At 67.7% G+C, this 18,859-nt stretch carries 18 protein-coding genes; 1 reads left to right on the top strand and 17 read right to left on the bottom strand.

Going from position 1 to position 18,859, the window contains the following annotated elements; translation table 11 throughout:
• Positions 1-31: 31 nt before the first annotated feature.
• From Aple_RS42805 to Aple_RS42845, 9 genes are all read right to left on the bottom strand, one after another.
• Positions 32-907, bottom strand: a complete 876-nt coding sequence (locus Aple_RS42805; protein WP_170321948.1) for a TIGR03619 family F420-dependent LLM class oxidoreductase — start codon at positions 905-907, stop codon at positions 32-34.
• 37 nt (positions 908-944) lie between these two features.
• Positions 945-2,408 (bottom strand): MFS transporter, encoded by a 1,464-nt coding sequence (locus Aple_RS42810; RefSeq protein WP_308805547.1) that lies wholly within the window; start codon positions 2,406-2,408, stop codon positions 945-947.
• Positions 2,409-2,416: 8 nt separating this feature from the next.
• Entirely contained in the window at positions 2,417-4,087 is a 1,671-nt protein-coding gene (locus Aple_RS42815) for an FAD-dependent oxidoreductase (protein WP_155350507.1), read from the bottom strand.
• Between the two features lie 42 nt (positions 4,088-4,129).
• Positions 4,130-4,375, bottom strand: a complete 246-nt coding sequence (locus tag Aple_RS42820; RefSeq protein ID WP_155350508.1) for a hypothetical protein — start codon at positions 4,373-4,375, stop codon at positions 4,130-4,132.
• A 6-nt stretch (positions 4,376-4,381) separates the two neighbouring features.
• A complete protein-coding gene (locus Aple_RS42825; RefSeq protein WP_155350509.1) occupies positions 4,382-5,527 on the bottom strand; it encodes a 3-ketosteroid-9-alpha-monooxygenase, oxygenase component in 1,146 nt (381 codons plus the stop codon).
• A gap of 111 nt (positions 5,528-5,638) precedes the next feature.
• Positions 5,639-6,562, bottom strand: a complete 924-nt coding sequence (locus Aple_RS42830; protein ID WP_155350510.1) for a VOC family protein — start codon at positions 6,560-6,562, stop codon at positions 5,639-5,641.
• Positions 6,563-6,650: 88 nt separating this feature from the next.
• Positions 6,651-7,832, bottom strand: a complete 1,182-nt coding sequence (locus tag Aple_RS42835) for an acyl-CoA dehydrogenase family protein (protein ID WP_155350511.1) — start codon at positions 7,830-7,832, stop codon at positions 6,651-6,653.
• 136 nt (positions 7,833-7,968) lie between these two features.
• The gene (locus tag Aple_RS42840; protein ID WP_218038797.1) at positions 7,969-9,090 is read right to left on the bottom strand and encodes a ferredoxin--NADP reductase; all 1,122 of its coding nucleotides are present in this window, start codon (positions 9,088-9,090) and stop codon (positions 7,969-7,971) included.
• Positions 9,087-9,860, bottom strand: coding sequence for an alpha/beta fold hydrolase (locus Aple_RS42845; protein ID WP_246265199.1), 774 nt, complete (start codon positions 9,858-9,860; stop codon positions 9,087-9,089). Before Aple_RS42845 ends, Aple_RS42840 begins: the two co-directional genes overlap by 4 nt.
• A 389-nt stretch (positions 9,861-10,249) precedes the next feature.
• Here Aple_RS42845 and Aple_RS42850 point away from each other — a divergent pair, with 389 nt between their 5' ends.
• A complete protein-coding gene (locus Aple_RS42850; protein WP_155350512.1) occupies positions 10,250-10,759 on the top strand; it encodes a flavin reductase family protein in 510 nt (169 codons plus the stop codon).
• Positions 10,760-10,859: 100 nt separating this feature from the next.
• Here the strand turns inward: Aple_RS42850 and Aple_RS42855 are convergent, their stop codons facing one another.
• From Aple_RS42855 to Aple_RS42890, 8 genes are all read right to left on the bottom strand, one after another.
• Entirely contained in the window at positions 10,860-11,663 is an 804-nt protein-coding gene (locus Aple_RS42855) for an IclR family transcriptional regulator (protein WP_155350513.1), read from the bottom strand.
• Positions 11,664-11,832: 169 nt separating this feature from the next.
• On the bottom strand, positions 11,833-13,053 hold the full coding sequence (locus Aple_RS42860; RefSeq protein WP_155350514.1) for an NADH:flavin oxidoreductase: 1,221 nt from the start codon (positions 13,051-13,053) through the stop codon (positions 11,833-11,835).
• Positions 13,050-13,934 carry an ATP-binding cassette domain-containing protein gene (locus tag Aple_RS42865; protein ID WP_155350515.1) on the bottom strand — a complete coding sequence of 295 codons (885 nt, stop codon included), beginning with the start codon at positions 13,932-13,934 and terminating at the stop codon, positions 13,050-13,052. Before Aple_RS42865 ends, Aple_RS42860 begins: the two co-directional genes overlap by 4 nt.
• Entirely contained in the window at positions 13,927-14,988 is a 1,062-nt protein-coding gene (locus Aple_RS42870) for an ABC transporter ATP-binding protein (protein WP_246265201.1), read from the bottom strand. Before Aple_RS42870 ends, Aple_RS42865 begins: the two co-directional genes overlap by 8 nt.
• A gap of 16 nt (positions 14,989-15,004) precedes the next feature.
• The gene (locus Aple_RS42875) at positions 15,005-15,940 is read right to left on the bottom strand and encodes an ABC transporter permease (RefSeq protein WP_155350517.1); all 936 of its coding nucleotides are present in this window, start codon (positions 15,938-15,940) and stop codon (positions 15,005-15,007) included.
• Complete coding sequence (locus tag Aple_RS42880) at positions 15,937-16,881, bottom strand: ABC transporter permease (RefSeq protein ID WP_155350518.1); 945 nt, start codon at positions 16,879-16,881, stop codon at positions 15,937-15,939. The genes Aple_RS42875 and Aple_RS42880 overlap by 4 nt, the downstream gene beginning before the upstream one ends.
• A 191-nt stretch (positions 16,882-17,072) precedes the next feature.
• Positions 17,073-17,813 carry a FadR/GntR family transcriptional regulator gene (locus Aple_RS42885; RefSeq protein WP_170321950.1) on the bottom strand — a complete coding sequence of 247 codons (741 nt, stop codon included), beginning with the start codon at positions 17,811-17,813 and terminating at the stop codon, positions 17,073-17,075.
• 240 nt (positions 17,814-18,053) lie between these two features.
• On the bottom strand, positions 18,054-18,827 hold the full coding sequence (locus Aple_RS42890; protein WP_155350520.1) for an enoyl-CoA hydratase/isomerase family protein: 774 nt from the start codon (positions 18,825-18,827) through the stop codon (positions 18,054-18,056).
• Positions 18,828-18,859 lie beyond the last annotated feature (32 nt).

Below are 18,859 nucleotides of genomic sequence, written 5' to 3' on the forward strand. Positions count from 1 at the left end.
GGGGACCAACGGACCGTCGGAAGTTCTAGGCCTAGGTCCATCTGGCCACGACGCGCTCACCGAACTCGGCGACCCGCTCGAGGCGTTCGTGGAGATCCGGTACTCCCTGGTCAGGGGCGTACCGGTCCGACCAGTTCACCGCCGCGTGCGTCACGCCCAGTGCCGCGAGCCGCTCGATGTGCGGATCTGTCGCGTCGTGCTGGATGCTCACGTGAACGTCGAACGGAAGGTCCTGACGCCCGCACCGACGACGCTCCGCGGTCAGGAAGTCAAGCATCTCGGACAACTCCTCCATCGAGCATCCCGCAGCGCTCCACCCGGCGCCGACTCGGGCTGCGCGACGCAGGCTGGCCCGGCTGTGCCCACCGATGAGCAGCGGCACGGGCTGATCGGGAACCGGCTTGATCCTCAGGCTGGGGAGGTCGAAGTGCTCCCCGTGATAGGCGGCGAACCCTCCCCCGAGATAGGTCTGGAGGATGCTGATGCATTCGTCGAACCGGGCACCGCGGCCATCCCACGGAATCCCTAGAATCGCGTAGTCGTCGGGCCAGGGGCTCATGCCGACGCCAAGTACCAGGCGGTTGTCCGACACGACGGCAGCGCTGGCTGCCTGCTTCGCGACGAGGAGCGGGTGCCGGACGGGAAGCTTGAGCACGGAGACCACCGTTCGCAGGCGCCGTGTCACGGCAGCGATGGCGGCGGTGAGGACGAACGGGTCGAGGAACTCCCGGTCGGCGAGGAACTCCCGCCGGCCGTCGCGGGTGTAGGGGTACCGGGACTCGGAGTGCTCCGGGTAGCAGATGCTGTCGGGCACCTTGGCCGCGTCGAACCCGCTTCTCTCCAGCTCTTGGACGAAAGTGGCGAGGTCCCGGCCGGCCAAGCCGTCGACTGCAGCCGTGAATCGCATCGCGGACTCCGATGCCGGTGTGCAGAGCGGTTGCTGGTCAGGCATCGGCGGCGTCCCGTGCGACGCGACCTTCGAGTCGACCCATGGGACTACTCCCTTCTCTCGTTCTGTCTTTCGTTCCGTCTTGCCGCCGGGGCTGACCCGGCAGGTAGGCCGCGCCCATGGCGGAGAGCAACGTGCCGCCGCTGAGCACGAGGAAGCCGATCGTGTAGACGGTGCCCGTTGGCAGCCCGTCGGCCCCTACGCCGGCAGTGACGATGCCGCCCATGGTGGCCGCTCCTATCGCGCCCCCGATGGTGCGCAGGTTCGCGTTCATGCCGCTGGCCACCCCGGTCTGCTGGGCGGGCACGGATCCGATCACGACGCTGGGCAGACTCGAGAAGACCATCCCCGAGCCGAGTCCGTACATGGTGGTGGCCGCGTAGAGCTGCCAGAGGCTGTCGTGGAAGAGTGCCACGACGAGCAGAGCGACTCCGGCGACTACCGTCCCGACGGCGGTGACCGTCCTTGCCCCGAATCGGGTGACCAACCGCGATGACGTCAGACCGACCGCGAAACTTGCGCAGGCCGAGGGCAGGAGGACCCAGCCGGACTGGGTCACGCTCGCCCCGAAGCCGTAACCGGTGCTCGTCGGGGCTTGGAGCAGTTGTGGAAGGAATCCGAAGAAGGCGAAGGCACCGAAGCCGGCGAAGAGGGAGATCACATTGCTGGCCCACACGCCTCGGAAGCGCATCATGCGCATGTCGACCATCGGGACCGGCACGTGGCACTCCATCCAGATCCAGGTCACGAACAGCGCTGCGGACGAGGCGAGCAGGCCGATCGTCAGAGAGGAGTTCCAGCCCCAGGCATGGCCTCTGCTCAGTGCGAGCAGGAGGGCGACCAGCCACCCCGCCAGCAGCACACCGGGGACGATCGGGACCCGCACTCGGTCCCTCGCAGGTGAGTCGGGGATGACGACTGCCGCGCCGAGCGCGGCCAGCCCTGTGATGATCATGGGGATCCAGAACAGCCAGCGGTACCCGAGGCCACCGACGATGGGGCCGGCGACCACCATCCCGGCCGCGAAGCCGGCCGCGGCGATGGCGGCGATCCCACCGATGCCCCGCGACATCTGCTCGCGCCACTCGTCACGGATCACCCCGAACGACAGCGGCAGCACGGCGCCCCCCGCGCCTTGAAGGACACGTGCGGCGATCAGCCATCCGATGGTGGGGGCCAGAGCGGCGATGAGGGACCCGAGGCAGAGGGCGGAGAGCACGATCAGCAGCATTCGCCGCTTCCCGAGGACGTCGCCGACGCGTCCCAGGATCGGTGTGCAGATCGACGCTGACAGCAGGTAGCCGGTCAGTGCCCAGGTCGCCGTCGACTGGTCCGTGCCATAGGCGCCCTGGATCAAGGTCAGCACCGGGACCACGAGGGATTGCAGCATGGAGAAAGATGCTGCGGAGATCGCGAGGACCCCGAACACGAGCCACCGACGCGCTCCCCGTTCGCTCACTCGGACCCTCAGATTCCGGCTGAGGGTGCGCTGCCCTCGACGGCGTCGCGCGCTGCGATGTACCCGAACACGATGGCCGGCCCGATGGTCGCGCCGGGTCCGGCGTATTCGTCGCCCATCACGGATGCCGAGCAGTTGCCGCTCGCGTACAGCCCGCGGACGACCTCGCCGCGCTTGTCGAGCACGCGACTCCGTGCGTCGCAGACTAAGCCGCCCTTGGTGCCGAGGTCTCCGATCTCAACCCGAACCGCGTAGAACGGCGGCCGGGTGATCTCCCCGATGCACGGGTTGCGCAGCGTGGGGTCACCGTAGTACCGGTCGTAGGCGGACTCGCCGCGGTGAAACTCGGTGTCGATGCCGTCGACGGCGCCGCGGTTGAACGCGGCCACAGAGCCCACCAAGGAGCCCTTCGGCAGCCCGATCGCGCTCTCAAGGGCCTCGAGTGAATCGGCCCGGTGGGCGATCCCGGCGTCGAACCAGGCCTGCGGCAGTTTCTGCCCCGGCAGCACCCTCGCGAACGGGTACCGCTTGCGAGCCCGCCCGTCCATGACGAACCACGCCGGATGATGACCACCCTCGAGCTGCCGATGCACGAAGGTCACGTACGGCGTGGCCTCATTGATGAACCGCTCCCCGTGCGAGTTCACGATGATCTGGTTCGGGATGCAGCGCTCGGAGACCAGCGGAACCATGCCCGTTGGTGTGCGCACCGCCGGCATCCACCAGGCGTCCTCCATCAGGGCAAGTGCCGCCCCCACGTCGGCGCCGGCCATGATGCCGTCGCCGGTGTTGGACTCGGCGCCGGAGCTGTGGTCTGTCTGGGCGGCAGGCGGAAGGAACTTCTCCCGGAGCACCAGGCTGCGCTCGAAACCACCTGAGGCCATCACGACACCTTGCTGTGCGTGGACCTCTACCTGCCGGCCGTCGCGAGCGACCACCACGCCGACTACATCGCCGTCGTGACGCAGCAGGCTTTCGAGTGGGCTGTTCAACCAGACCTCCACCCCCGCTTCGCGCGCCGCCAGCCACAGCCGGGCAGCGAGGGCCCGACCGGTGGCAGCCATGTGCCGTCGGCGCACGAGGTTCGAAGACACCCTCCAAGCCGCGACCACTGACGTCCACCGGCCGGCCCAGCTCCGCTTCACCTGAGTCAGCCGCCGGTAGTCGCGCTGGGTCACCCACAGGCCGAGCGGTCCCTTCAGCGTGTGAGCCCGCTGGAAGGCCTCGTCCTCGCCAAGTGCCCGGGTATCGATCGGGAGCGGCTCGATGGACCGGCCGCCCGGGCTCCCTCCCGGCAACTGGGGGTGGTAGTCGCTGTATCCCGGAACCCAGCGGAAGCGGACGAACCGGCTCCGCTCGAGCATCTCGATCGCGGCGGGTCCGTGTTCGACTAACGCCGCGATGCGGTCTTGGGGCACCAGTCCGCGGGTGAGCGTCGTCAAGTACCGGATGATCTCAGCCGGGTCGTCTCGTATCCCGGCACGCTGCAGGGCGGGGTTGTTGGGAACCCAGATCCCGCCACCGGACAGTGCGGTCGATCCTCCGAAGGTCGCCGCCTTCTCCACCACGAGCACCCGTGCGCCAAGCCGACGGGCCGTGATCGCAGCCGCCAGCCCGGCGGCTCCTGAGCCGACGACGATGACGTCGAATTCGTGGGCGGAGGGGTGAGGAGAGCTCATGCGACTCCAGCCTTTCGAGATAGTGCGTCGAGCGCGCGAAGGTCAGGCCCCGGTGTCCGCCGTCAGGTCGCCGAACTGCCCCTCCCGCTCGGCGGCCAGGATGGAACCTCGGAGCGCGCTACAGCCGCGGACCAAAGCGTCGGTGAGGAAGCCGAACGGTCCCCCCGCGAGTTCGTGACAAATCTCCGCAGACGGCCGCTGCCATTGGATGCTGGTGTGCTCGGGCGAGAACTTCTCGACCTCAACGGTGTTGAGGCACTGCGCGCAGGTGATGCTGACCTTGGCCATCGCGGATCAGGAGCCGCCGGTCGGCGCGCCCACGAGCCGCCCCTTCGCCACGTTCTCGGCCACCTGAGCCTTCCATGCCTCGACCGGACGCTCGGTGTCGATCTCGAACTCGAACCGGTTGACCATCTCGGACTGAATGTCGGCCACGTCGACGTAGAACTGCTCGTACCACCGGCGCAGCTGGTAGACCGGTCCGTCCTGCTCACACAGGAGCGGGTTGTCGATCCTGGTCTTGTTCTTCCAGATGGCGATGTCCTGGTTGAATCCGACACCGACGCCGATCTCGTTCTTCTTCGCGACCTCGATGGCCTGCTCGCGGGGAAGGTGGTCGCCGATCTTCACCAGGATGCCGTACATGAGCACGAACTTGTTCTCGTTCACCGGATAGTGGCAGTTGATGAGCGTGATCTGCGAGGAGTAGTCGCCGTAGTTGTAGTCGAGGTCGTCGATCATGAACGACGGCCCGAAGTAGGCGGCCACACTCGACGACGACTTGGGTTTGCCGGGCACGAAGATGTCCTCGCGGGCCTGGCCCTTCATGTACTGGGTGGCGACGTGCTTCTCGAAGACGTTCCGGAAGTAGTTCGGGAACGAGAAGTGGATGTAGAAGAAGTGCGCCATGTCGACGACGTTGTCGATGACCTCGCGGCAGTTCGTGTCGATCTCGATCTCGTTCCAGGCCCAGTCGGTCCAGCCGTCGTCGTTCGCGCCCTTGATCTCCGGGATCATTTGCTCGGGGATGGGCGGGTTGCCCTCAGGGTCATTCCACACGAACAGCAGGCCACCATGGATCATGGTCGGCCATGCCTGAGTCCGGGCGCGAAGGGGCACGCGGCGGGCGTAGGGGATCTCCTTGCAGCGACCGTCCCCGCCCCAGCGCCAGTCGTGGAACGGACAGGCCACCGTGTTGCCCTTGACCTCACCTTGCGAAAGGTCGCCGCCCATGTGACGGCAGTAGGCGTCCAGAACATTGATCTGACCGTCCGAGCCCTGGAACACGACGAGCTTGCCACCGAAGGCGTGAATGGTGTGCGGCTTGCCGTCGCTGAAGTTGGAGGCCAGGCCGATGCAGTGCCAGCCGCGCGCGTAACGCGTCGGCACGTCGGCGGCCTCGATGGTACGGACTGCGTCTTCGGTAGCGGTGTCAGTCATCTCGTCTCGCTCGATCTCGAAGGTGTCGGCATCAGGAAGTTGGGTCACCCACGACCTACACACGCTATGGATGCCCGCGACATGTGGAGGCCCTGGTCCTACTCAGCGGGATCAGTCCCGGGGCCGGAATGCCTCCAGCGGCTCCGATCCACTCCAATCGTGCCCCCAGTAGCTGTCCGCGGTGATCTCCTCGGCGGTGTAGTGCGACTCGTCCACGAGCATCCCGGCGGTCCCGAACTCGATGTCCCAGCCGCCGGGCGCACGCACGTAGAACGAGATCATCTTGTCGTTCGTGTGCCGGCCGAGGGTGGAGGACAGGGTGAATCCGAGTCCGGTCACCCGCTCGAGGGCACGGCCGACGTCGTCCAGGTCGTCGACCTCGACCATGAGGTGAACGAGCCCGGGCTCCTCCCCGTGCGGCGCCGGTACCAGCGCGAGACTGTGGTGACGCTGGTTGACGCCGAGGAAACGGACCCGTTGCGCGTGTACGTCGAGTCCGTTGCGGTGGCCGAGGCGGACCGCGCCACGGGGAAGGAAGCCGAGGACCTCGGTGTAGAAGGCGAGCGAACCGGCCATGTCGGTGGTGGGCAGGACGACGTGACCCATCCCCTGTTCCCCGGTGACGAACCGGGCGCCGAAGGGTGCGGCGACGGGCGAGTGGTCGAGGATCGGGCCGTAGAAGACCTCGACCTGAGTGCCGCCCGGATCCCGGAAGCTGATGACCTCCTCGGCCGCTCGCTGAAAGCTGTCCTCGACCGGCAGGTCGGTGACGTCGATTCCCGCCTTCACGACCGCTTCGCTCACGCGCTGGAGCGCGAACTGGTCACGCACCTCCCAGCCGACCGCAAGCGCTTCGTCGGTCGGCCCGGGCAGCACGATCAGCCGGGCCTCCCGTTCGTCCATGCGAAGGTACAGGCCGTCGCCTGAGCGACCCGTCCCCCGGGCGAACCCGAGCCCGTCCTCGGCGAAGCTCCGCCACCGATCGAGGTGTCGCGTCTGGACCCGGAGATACCCCAGGCCTCGGATCTCGGTCATTGCGCCTCCTTCTCATCGAGGGTCCGCGCCCTCCGCTCGTTGTGCTCGGGGCCCACCGACGTGGGCTTGTGGGTCTCGCCAGACCGACTCAGATCATCGAACGCATCGGCCCTGGCGGCGGCTCAAGGTCGAGCTGCGTCAACGCCGCCGCATGGTTGACCATCCCGGGCACATGGATTGCGTGCGCGAGACCCGTGTGCGCGTCGCGCCAGAACCGCTGCAGGGGGTTTGACATGCGCATCGCGTTGCCGCCAGACCGGTCGAAGATCTCGTCGAGCGCGCGAACCGCTCGCCACGCGGCGCTCACCTGGCGCCGGCGACCGGCGGCCCGCTCGGCGAAGGTCACGTCGCGGCCGGACTCGACGATGTCGAACATCCGTGACGCGTTCTCGATCAGGGACGTCCGTGCGGCGTCGATCTCGGCGGCGGCGTGGCTGATCGCGTAGAGGACGTGCGGGTCGTCCTTCACCTTCGTGCCGACCACCGAGACCCGGTCGCGCTGGTAGTTCAGATGGTGCGCGAGACCGCCTTCGCAGATTCCGATGGTGGCCGCGGTGATACCCAGAGGGAACACGCACGAGTAGGGCATGCGGTAGATGGGGTTCGGCAGGCCGAGCTCTCGACCGCGAGTGCCGTCGAGGAGCTTCGGCTGCTCGAGCACGCGGTGCGAGGGCACGAAGGCGTCCTTGACGATAATGTCCTTGCTGCCGGTGCCACGCAGGCCGACGACGTCCCAGCTGCCGGGAACAATCTCGTAGTCGGAGCGGGGAAGCAGCATGTGAAGCGAGTAGCGGGGCTCGACCGGCTTGCCGTCGGTGTCTCCCAGGAGCGCTCCGAGGAAGATCCACCTGCAGTGGTCGGTACCCGAGGAGAACTGCCATCGGCCGTTGAAGATGAACCCGCCCTCGACCGGACGAGCCACGCCCATCGGGGCGTAAGGAGATGCGATCCAGACCTCGGGGTCGGGGCCCCAGACGTCCTCCTGGGCCTGCGCGTCCGCGAGCGCGAGTCCCCACGGGTGCACTCCGACCACGCCGGCGACCCAGCCGCTGGCTCCATCCAGGCTCGCCAGCCGCATGACCGTCGAGGCGAACTCGGCCGGGTGGGCTTCCTGGCCTTCGTAGATCTTCGGCTGCAGCAGCCGGATGACGCCTGCGTTTCGCATCACCTCGACGGTGGGGTCGCTGAGCTGTCCCAGACGCTCGTTCTCGGGGCCCATTTCGCGCAACGTCTCTGCGTGCTCCATGAGGCGGTCCAACACTCGCGTCATCGCATTGCCTTTCTCAACCCCAAAAGGCGAGCACCGGGCTCGCCGTCCTGATCGTCGAACGTGCGCCGTACGACGTGTGCAGCCTGCTCCCGATGAGCCGGCATCGCGCGGTCAATCCCGGCCAGCAGGACCGCGCTCATGCGTCGAAGCTGATGGTCACCGCGGGAGCGTCAGGCAATGCCTGGCAGCCGAGCACCAGGCCGTCGGCGAGGTCTGCCTCATCGAGGACCTGGTTGTTCCGCATCCGCACCGAGCCATCGAGCACGACGCACGCGCAGGCGCTGCAGTTTCCCTCCCGGCACGAGTACGGGGCGTCGAGTCCGGCATCCAGGAGAACGTCCAGGAGCACCTTGTCAGCGGGCCACGCATGCGTGCTCGTCGCACCGTCGAGCGTGACCTCGAGCTGGGTGTCGGCGCCGCTCCCCTGGGGCGCGGACTGCTCCGTGCCCCCGGGACGTCGGGGGGTGAACGGGTAGGCGGAGGTGGTCTCGTACCGCTCGGAGTGGATGGCTTCCGACGGCACGCCAGCCCTGCCTAGGGCCTGGAACGCCAGGTCCATGAACGGCGCCGGACCGCACACGAGGTACTGACCGCCGGACCGCCGGTCGAGGAACGCGACCAGGTCATCGACGTGAGGGACCCGGCCGTGGTGGATCTCCTGCCACATCTCCACGGCGAAGCGGTCGCCATACCGGGCCGAGAGCTTGAGCAGTTCCTCGCGGAAGATCGTTGATGCGTCGTCGCGGTTGGCGTAGAAGAGGCGGACCGAGCGATCACCAGCGACCAGAGCCTCCTTCGCGATCGCGATGACGGGGGTGATCCCGCTGCCGGCCGCGACCAGCACGACGTCGCCAGGCCGTTCCCGGAGCGTGAATGTGCCGGCGGGCCGAAGCGCACGGATCCGCCAACCTGGCCGGACGTTGTCTACCAGCCAACCCGAGGCGGCTCCTCCGGCCGTGCGTTTGACGGTCACCTTCAGGTGAGTGTCGACGCTCGGCGCACTCGCCAGCGAGTAGCACCGAGCCACGTCGCCACCCGGGAGCGGCACCTTGATCGTCAGAAACTGCCCGGCCTTGTACCGGAACTGCTCGGCGCGTTCCGCCGGCGGCTCGAGGATGAACGAGCGAGCGTCGACGGTCTCCTCGATGACCCGGCTGACGCGGAGGTCAACACCGGGCACCATGTCGGGCACCGTGTCAGGGGCTGTGTCGGGCGCTGTGTCGAGAACCGTGCCGTGGTCCTCGACCGAGGGCGTCACCGGTCCCCCGGCTGGTCGGGACGACGCAGGAATGCCACGACCTGCTCCTCGAACGCCACGCGCTGCTCCTGCATGACCCAGTGCCCGCAGCGCGGGAACACATGGAGCTCTGCCCGCGGGATGTGCCTCATCGCGACCATGGCCATATCCAGCGGGCTCACCCTGTCGTCGCGGCCCCACGCGATGAGCGTCGGCGCGGCGACGGCGCCGAACCGGGCCCAGTAGGGAACCTCATCGGCGCTGGGAGCCATGCGACGACGCATGGCCTCGCGGCCGTATGACTCGCGCATGCTGCGCAGGGCGTCGTGGGACGTGGCCAGCTGCCACCTCTCCTCGAAGAGCTCATCGGTGATGAGGGCTGGGTCGAAGACCATGGAGTCGAGCCAGCGACGCAGCTTCTCCCGCGTCGGGTCGTCGGCGAACTCGGAGAGCAGAACGATGCCCTCGGAGGGGAACGGGTTCAGGATGTTGACGCCGATCCCGCCGATGGTCACCAGCTTCGCGACGCGCTCGGGGTTCGCCATCGCGAATCGGGTCGCAACGCCACCGCCCATGGAGTTACCCAGGAGCAGGACACGATCGAGCCCGAGACCGTCGAGGAATCGTGGCACCGAGCCCGCGGACGCGATGGCTGGCGGCTCGCCGGTCGGGTCACTGATGCCGTAGCCGGGGAACTCCAGAACCAGGCACCGGAAGTGCGCCCCGAGTGCCGGCAGGTTGTCGCGGAAGTTGCCCCAACCGCTCACGCCCGGGCCGGATCCGTGAAGCATGACAAGAGGCGGGCCGTCCCCGAAATCGTGGTAGCGAAGGACGCCCCGTTCCGTCTGCAGCTCGCGTTGGGTCTGTCCCCGCGAGACGGTCGGACTCGTCACCACCGTTGCCTCCTGTTGCATAGTCCAGATGCCAGCGACCCCAGTGAGACTAGGAACCTGTCCCGGCGACCAGCCCGGTTGCTCTCGGTCACCGGGATCGGTGAGCCGAGACTCGGCGTCGATCGTCGATCGAGGTACCGATGAATGGGAGTCGGGCGTGCTGTCGAGTCGCCGGTTCCTACGGTGAAGGCGCACCACGAGCAGGAAGGTTTCACATGATGGCAACTGATCAGTCGACTGGTCTGGACTCTCGCCCGGCGCCGCATGACGGTCCGTCGGGGGCGGAGATGCGTCGCGCGCTGGGCCACTTCGCGAGCGGTGTCACAATTGTGACCGGTGCCGGTGCTGACGGTCCCGTGGGCTTCGCGTGCCAGTCGTTCGCATCCGTGTCGCTCGATCCGCCGCTCGTGCTCTTCTGCGCGGACCACCGCGGCCGTGCCTGGCCGATCATCCGTGCGGCCGGGGTGTTCACGGTCAATGTCCTCGCCGCCGACCAGATCGACCTGTGCATGCGGTTCGGCTCGCGTGACGGCGCGAAGTTCCGCGATCTCGACTGGACGGCGTCGCCCTGGGGATCGCCGAGCTTCCCGGAGACGATCGTGCAGATCCACGCCAAGGTCGAGACGGTGTACACCGCCGGCGATCACGACGTGATCATTGGCAGGGTTCTCAGCCTGTCGGAGGCTGACGCCGACGCGCGACCGTTGCTGTTCTACCGGGGTAGGTTCGGCCTCGATGACGGCGACCCGTCCTTCGTCACCCCGATCACCTGGGGCTGGGACGACCACTGGTGGTGACGGCGACTTGCCAGCGTCCTGATCCACTCGCCCGAACGCGCACACGCGCCGGCCGGTCAGCATGACCGGCCGGCGCGTGTGCATGCGATCCCTGTTGCGGCTAGGCCATGCGCGGGAGCGTCTCGGCGATCTGCTGCTCGACACGCCGGCCCGGCGCGAACTCGAGCGTGCCCGCGATCCGCCGGGCACGGTCGAGCAGAAGTGGCGCGAACCGTTCCAAGTTGACCGGCTGGCCACCGTCACACAGCGAGATCCCGGCCTGAAGAGCGCCCATCGAAGCGGGTGCCCCGACGCAGCTGATCGGGTTCGCCAGGCCCGTCTGGGCAAACGCGAGGCCACCACGGCTCCGCACCTCACTGAGCTCTCGATGCAAGCCCGCGATGTCCGGCATCGGGACCACGCCGCTCACCGCCAGCTGATCAAGAAGCCGCTCGACAGTCTCGGGCTCGATGCGGGCAAGCATCGCCTTCCCGACAGCGGTCAGGTGCGCGGGAAGTCGCCCACCGACACGCGAGGGCACGGAGGGCAGGACCGGGCCACCCAGCTTGTCCAGGTACAGCACCGACGGCCCGTCGAGAATGGCGAGGTGGACGACCAGTCCGGTGCGCATGACGAGCTCGTGAAGGAAAGGGGCGGCTACCTCGCGCAGTGCCGACACGTCGTCGCTGGGCCCGGCCAGGTGACTGGCGCGCCAACCGAGGTGGTAGCCCGACTCGTCGTGCTGGAGCCAGCCATTTCGGACAAGCTGGTCGAGGATTCGGTGCGCGGTCGAACGCGGGAGGCCGGTGAGTGTGGCGATATATTCGAGACTCCGCCGGGATCCGCGGCCCTCGAACGTCTCCATGATGAGCGTCATCCGCTGCACCATCGACGGCGCCACCTTCTCTTCAACGTTGACCGTCATCACACGCCCCTTCACTGGCGCCTTTTGAGTGCACTCAATGTAACACCGGTCACGCCATTTGAGGATACTCTTTACGCGGATATTTCGGACAAGTTTCCCAGCAGGATCTCGTGGACGACATCTACGTGAAGATGAGCAGCCGACGGCGCGAAGACCTGGCGCGCGGCGATCAGCGCGCGTGCGCCCCGAGGACCGCCCGGCCCTCCGGCGGCGGGCCAATGAGGACACAGCGCGCGCCGCTCGCGATCGACGCCATGCACTTATTGCAGTGAATGCACAGGCCGCCGCGCGCATAGTCGGCGTTCGAGAGGGCGGCGACCAGGCCGGGGTCACGCAGCAGCGCTCGAGCCATGGCGACGAACTGGAAGCCCTGGGCCGCCGCCGTGTCCATGTCGTCGATCGTGTTCACCCCACCAAGCAGGATGAGCGGCAGCGACACCTCGGCCCGCACTTGACGCGCAGACGGCAGGAGGTAGAGCGGTTCGAACGGATAGGAACGCAGCCGAAGCCGTCCGAAAAGCCGCATGCCCGTTCTCTGCGGCTGAGGCATGATGGCGGCCATCTCCTGGATCGGAGCATCGCCGCGGAACAGGTACATCGGATTGAGCAACGAACTCCCCGCGGTGAGCTCAAGGGCGTCCACCAGTCCGTCGCGCTCAATCCACTGCGCCAGCTGCACGGCCTCGTCGAGCCAGAAGCCACGAGCGACGCCATCGTCCATGTTGAGCTTGGCCGTGACCGCGATCGTGCCGCCCACAGCGTCGCGCACACTTCGAAGGGCCTCCAGCGCGACGCGTGCCCGATTGGCGAGGGTCCCGCCGTACTCGTCATCGCGACGGTTCAGGCGCGGGCTCAGGAACGAGCTGGCGAGGTAGTTGTGTCCGAGGTGGACCTCGACGGCGTCGAAGCCGGCCTCTCGGGCGGTCAGCGCGGCGCTGCCATGGGCCGCCGCGACCCGGCGCAGGTCGGCCGATGTCGCAGACCGCGACAAGACCAGATGCTGCGCACTCAAGTGGGGTGAGGGCGCCAGTGCCGGCGAACCCGTCGACTTCGCGTTCGACACCGGGCCCGCATGACCGATCTGCGCCGAGATCGCGGCGCCTTCGCCGTGCACGGCGTCAGCGAGCCGGCGCAGCCCCGGGAGCGCCTCCTCACCCATCAAGATCTGGTTCTGGTGGAGCCGCCCGTCCGGGGTGACCGCGCAGTAGGCGACGGTAGTCATCCCGATGCCCCCGCGCGCGAGCTCGGAATGGAACTCGACCAGCCGGTCACTGACTTGGCCGCCAGGGGTCATGCCCTCGAAGGTCGCAGCCTTGATCGTCGCGTTGCGCAGCGAGATCGGGCCGAGGCGAGCGGGCTCGAGGATCGGGTGCGTCTTCGGGTCGGTCATGATCCCGAGCGGCCGCCGACGGCCATTGACACGTCCGGCCCGTGCGGCGTCGTCCGCGGGGTCGTTGGAGGAAGTCCGAACTTTCGGGCGCGTGGGCTCCCCGCCGGGATCGAGTTCAGCAGGCTCTTGGTGTACGACGACGTCGGCTGCCGGTAGACGGCATCGGTCGTCCCTTCCTCCACCAGGGCGCCCCCGCGCATCACGGCGACTCGATCGGCGAGAAGCCGTACCAGCCGGAGATCATGTGAGATGAAGAGGTAGGCGATGCCGCGTTCTCGCTGGAGGTCGCGCAGCAAGTTGATCACCTGGGCCTGGGTGGACACGTCGAGCGCGGCCACGGGCTCGTCGCACACGATGAACGACGGTTGCGTGATGAGGGCACGAGCGATCGCCACCCGCTGGAGCTGCCCCCCGGAGAGCTCGTAGGGGTAACGCGAAAGATGTGCCTGGGTCAGCCCGACCCGCTCGATCAGGTCTCCGACCAACCGGGCGCGCTCACGCCTGTCGGCCGCGCCGACCACCTCGAGCGGCTCCGCGATCGCGGACTGAATGGTGAGCCGCGGGTTGAGCGAGGTGTAAGGATCTTGGAAGATCATCGTCGCGTGCGCACGCATCTTTCGCAGCTCGGACGACCTCATCGACGCGAGGTCGCGACCGAGTAGCTCCACCGTTCCCGAGGTGGGCTCGATCAGCCTGAGCGCGAGCCGGCCGACCGTCGACTTGCCGGCACCGCTCTCGCCCACGACTGCGACCGTCTCGCCGGCGTCGACGCTCACGCTCAAGCCGTCAACGGCACGGTGCACCACGTACTGCCTGCCGATGAGGTTGCGGGCGGTGTAGACCTTCGTCAGGTCGGTCACCCGCAGGACCGGGTCACTCATAGCGGACTCCCTCGAGACGCAGGTCGCCGACGCGAGCGCAGCGGCTGGCGCGTCCGTGGTCGAGGGCGCGCAGCTCCACCGGGTCTCCGCAAAGGTCGTCGAGGGCATGAGCACATCGGGGCTGGAAGCGACAGCCGGTCGGGAATCGGTGCGGAGGCGGAACGACGCCCTTGATGTGCGACAGCGTCTCGACCCCGGCCATGGGATCGACGACGGTGCCGAGGAGCGCGGAGGTGTACGGGTGCTGCGGGTCGTGAAAGATGTCATCGACGCCTGCGTGTTCGACCACCTGACCGGCGTACATCACCATCACTCGCGAGCACGTCTCCGCGACGACGCCCAGGTCGTGGGTGATCAGCAGGGTTCCGAATTCGAGTTCGCCCTGCAGGCGTGCGAGCAGTTCCAGCATCTGGCGCTGCACGGTCACGTCGAGTGCCGTGGTGGGCTCGTCGGCGATCAGGATCTCGGGCTGGCACGCCAGCGCCATCGCGAGCATGACCCGTTGGCACATTCCGCCGCTGAACTGGTGCGGGTACTGCCGCAGTCTCTCGCCCGCCTTTGGGATCTCAACGAGCTCGAAGAGCTCCTTGGCGACAGCTGACGACTCCCGCCGGGAGAGACCGCGGTGCCGGCGAAGCGACTCCGCGACCTGGTCACCTACGGTGAACGCGGGGTTCAGCGAGCGCCGGGGCTCCTGGAAGATCATCGCCATCACCTCGCCGCGCACGTCGCTGTACTCCCGCTCCGAGAGTCCGACGAGCTCTCGGCCGGCCAAGGCGACGCTGCCGCCGGAGATCCGCGCGTTGCGGGGCAGGAGTCCCATGATGGCCAGAGACGTCACGGTCTTACCCGACCCCGACTCCCCCACGAGTCCCACCGTCTCGCCCCGGCCGACATGGAGCGACACATCGCTGACGATCGGTAGCCAACCGCGCTCAGTCGACACCTCGACGGTCAGGCTGGTCACATCGAGGAGGCTCCCCCCATGTTCCGAGGCCGACTCGACCGGGATGCGCGACCGTCGTCGCTCGTTCTTCAGGCTCAGCGTTCTCACTGTCTTCGGCCTCCTGTCAACGTCCGCGCTCGTCGGCGGACTGGCGTCCCATCGCATCGCGCAGGGCGTCACCCAGCTTCGAGAGGCTCAAGATCGTGATCATGATCATCAGCGCCGGCGGGATCAGCAGGTAGTTGGCTGACCCCATATACTGCGCACCGTCCTTGAGCATCGTTCCCCAGGTCGCCTGCGGCGGCGCGGCTCCCAGGCCGAGGAACGTCAGGCTCGCCTCGGCGATGATGGCCGCGGCCGCCGCGAAGGTGACCTGGATGACGAGCGGTCCGACGATGGCGGGGAGGATGTGCCGGCGCAGGATCCGTGATGTGGGCACTCCGCTGGCGCGGGCGGCCTCGATGTAGAGTTCCGACTTCGCCACCATCGTCGATGCGCGCGCCAGCCGGAAGATACCCGGGACCAGCACGATGCCGATCGCGATCATGGCGTTGGTCAGACCGGTTCCGAGGGTGCCCACCACGACCACCGCGAGGATCAGCGGCGGCAGGGCCATCAGGGCGTCGATCACGCGGCTCACGAGTCCGTCGACCACACCTTGGCGATAGCCGGCCACCAGCCCGAGGGCCACCCCCACGAGGAGCGCGATCAGGACCGCTTGGGTCGCGGCGAGGACGTCGACCCGGGTGGCGACGATGACACGACTGAGGATGTCTCGCCCCAGGTCGTCGGTTCCGAGCCAGGCGTCCGCAGACGGGCGTTGAAGCTTGTGCTTCAGGTCGATGGCGTTGGGGTCCTCCGGTGCGATCCACAGCCCGAATACGACGAGGAGACCGATCACGGTAAGGACCACGAGGCTGACGATCGCCGACGGCTTCCTCACCAGCCGCCGCAGCACAACGCCACCCAAAGGCGGTCGATCCATCAGTTCGGCGGATTCATCGCCGCCGAGCGGGGGCACGGCCTGTGTGACCTCTTGGGCCTGGCTCACCGACGTCATCGCTTTGCCAATCGGGGGTTGAGGTACCCATACGACAGGTCCGCGAGCAGGTTGACGACCAGGACGATGAGCGCGACGAACAAGACCATTCCTTGCAACGTAACCAAGTCTCCGTTGATCACCGAGTCCACCCCCAGCGCCCCCACGCCGGGCAGTGCGAACAATCTCTCGACAACGACCGTGTTCCCGATCATGTAGACGACTTCAAGGCTCAGGATCGTCACAATCGGGACCGCGGCGTTCTTCGCCGCGTGCTTTCCAGCCACCGACACGTACGTCAGCCCCTTCGCCCGCGCGGTCCGGACATAGTCCTCCTCGAGTGCGTCGAGGAGGGCGCCGCGGATCTGGCGCGTCATCAGAGCCGCCGGCACGAGCGCGAGGGCGATCGCGGGCAGGGTTGTGTAGGTCAGCCACGGACCCAGGCCCTCGGCGGGCGTGGCCGACCCGGTCGCCGGGAAGGCGGGATAATAGATTGCGAGCAGCAGGATGAGTAGGAGCCCGGAGACGAACGACGGCAGCGACATGAGCAGGGACGCGAAGCTTGAGATCAACGTGTCGAGGATGGTTCCCTTGCGGATCGCGGCAACCGTTCCCAGCAGCACCGAGATGCCGATCGCGAACAACAGTGCCAGGCTCACCAGCGACAGCGTGACCGGCACGCGCTCGCGGAGGTTGTCGAGCACGGGGAGACCGGAGATCGGAGAGGTCCCGAAGTCGCCGTGCAGGGCGCTCCTCACGTAGTCGACGTACCGCTCCGGCAACGGCTGGTCGAGTCCCAGGGACGTCCGGACCTCGGCCACCTGCTCAGGGGTGGCGTTGCCGCCGGCCATCGTCAGCGCAGGATCAGCCGGCGAGAGGTCTGCCAGCAGGAAGACCATGAACATGAGGATCAGGACCGTGGGAACCGCGATCAGGATGCGGCGCAGAATGTAGACACCCATTGCGTTTCCACTTTCTAGTCTGATCGAAATGCCGGTCGTCCGGGTCTGGTGACGTACCTGGGAGGCTCACGGCGTCGCGTTCGCTGAGGCGATGGTCGGGCGAGGCTAACAATGCGTCCGGCCCCGTCTCCCGAGGCATCCCACTCACCGAGAGTCGGCGTCGCCCGAGACCTCCGCGCCGCCGTTCGCGCTCACCTCAGCCACGGCAGCATGACCCGAAGATGATCGTCCATGGCCCGCTGTGCCGAGAGCGCGTCGCGGGCGACCATTGCCTCCACGATCGCCCGGTGAGCCGCACCGATCTCGGCTGCCATCTCGTTCGCGGTCCCGCCGTCGACTCCCTCCTGCACCGGAATGCTGTGCATCGCGGTGAGGGTCTGGCAGACATTGATGAACATGCTCAAGGGTCGGTTGCCGGACAGCTCACCGATGGTGAGATGGAAGTCGTTGTGCGCGATGTACTCCTCCGGCTTCTTGGTCCGCTCACTCTCGAGCGTCTCCCACAGGCGGCGCTCCCCTTCCGCGTCGAGGCGTTCGGTGGCCAGGCTGACCGCATGCAGTTCGAGCACGGCGCGAGTGCTGTAGAGCTGGGACGGTTCCACGCGCTCGTACTCGAGGAACATCGCAGTGGATGCGATCACGGCGCTTCCATCCGGATCGCCGACGTAGATCCCCCCGCGTGGCCCCCGCCTGGCCGTCACCATGGAGAGGTATTCGAGGATGCGGATCGCCTCGCGGAAGACCGCACGGCTTACGCCGTACTTCTCGATGAGCGCTGCCTCGCTGCCCAGGAAGGAGTGGCGCGGAGCAGCCTCCTTGATGATGTCCCGGGAGATCCGGAACGCGAGAGCCTCCGCGATCTTGCCACCGGCGTCGGGCCTGACGTGGTCGAGATACCCCCGACCCTGCTCCGGAAAAGTCTCTGCCGTCACGCTGAGGTCACCCCTGTCCCGCGCATTGTGCGGGCACGTCGGATCCCCCGATGCTCCCGTCGAGTCCTGGGCGTCACCGCGGCAGCGGGTACCCACTTGTGTGCACTTACCTCACATTGAGTGCACTCATCTTTCCTCATCGCCGATGAACCGTCCAGCGGAACTGCCAGTCTCGGCGGTCGGACCGACCCTCCCAGGCCCGGTACTGCTGCCGGGCCTGGGTCGGCCGGCGGGCGACGGTCATCCGGTCGCGGGCTTGGCTGAGCCGGAGGGAACGACGCCGAGGATCTCCTCGACGCGCGCCCGGAACTCCGGCGACGACAGAAGCTGCGCCTGGGTCTGCGCGCAGCGCGTCAGGTACTCGTCGCTGGGCCAGCGCCGCGCGCGGTTCAACGCGGCGTAGCCGGCCACGGTCCGCTCGGGGAGAGCGGCAAGCTGCCGGGCGACCGAGTGGGCGGCGGCGTACGCGCCGTCAGGTGCGAACGCCGCAACGCCCAAGGTCTCGCACTCGGGGCCATCGAGCCTGCGCTGGTCGAGCATGAGCTGCCACGCGAGCATGTCGTTGATCCCCGACAGGAAGTAGCTCCCGGCGCCGGCGGCGATGAGTCCCGCGCGAGCCCACCCTTGCCGCATCCATCCGTCTGGCCCGACGAAGCGGAGGTCGCAGGCGAGCGCGTAGTCCATGCCCAGGCCGACGGCGGCACCGTCCACCGCCGCGATGGTCGGCACGGGGCAGTCGCGCAGGGCGCGGACCACGGCGTGGATCTTGCCGTACACGATCGGCATGACCTCCTCGGCGCTGGCCTCGCGGGTCAGCCGGGCGAAGGTCCGCAGATCACCCCCCGAGCAGAATGCGCCCTCGCCGGTCAGAACGACCGCCCGGGAGCGCGTCCCGGCCTCGGTCAGAGCCAGGGCCAGCTCCTCGGCCTCAGCCGGTCCGACCGCGTTCCGCTTCTCGGGCCAGCGGAGGGTCACCACCGCGACATCGTCTTGGACCGCGACTTCAGCACCCACGTCGTCCTACTCCTTCTCTCGCTCGAACTGAT

Origin of the sequence: Acrocarpospora pleiomorpha (assembly GCF_009687885.1) — a bacterium.
Classification (GTDB): Bacteria; Actinomycetota; Actinomycetes; order Streptosporangiales; family Streptosporangiaceae; genus Acrocarpospora; species Acrocarpospora pleiomorpha.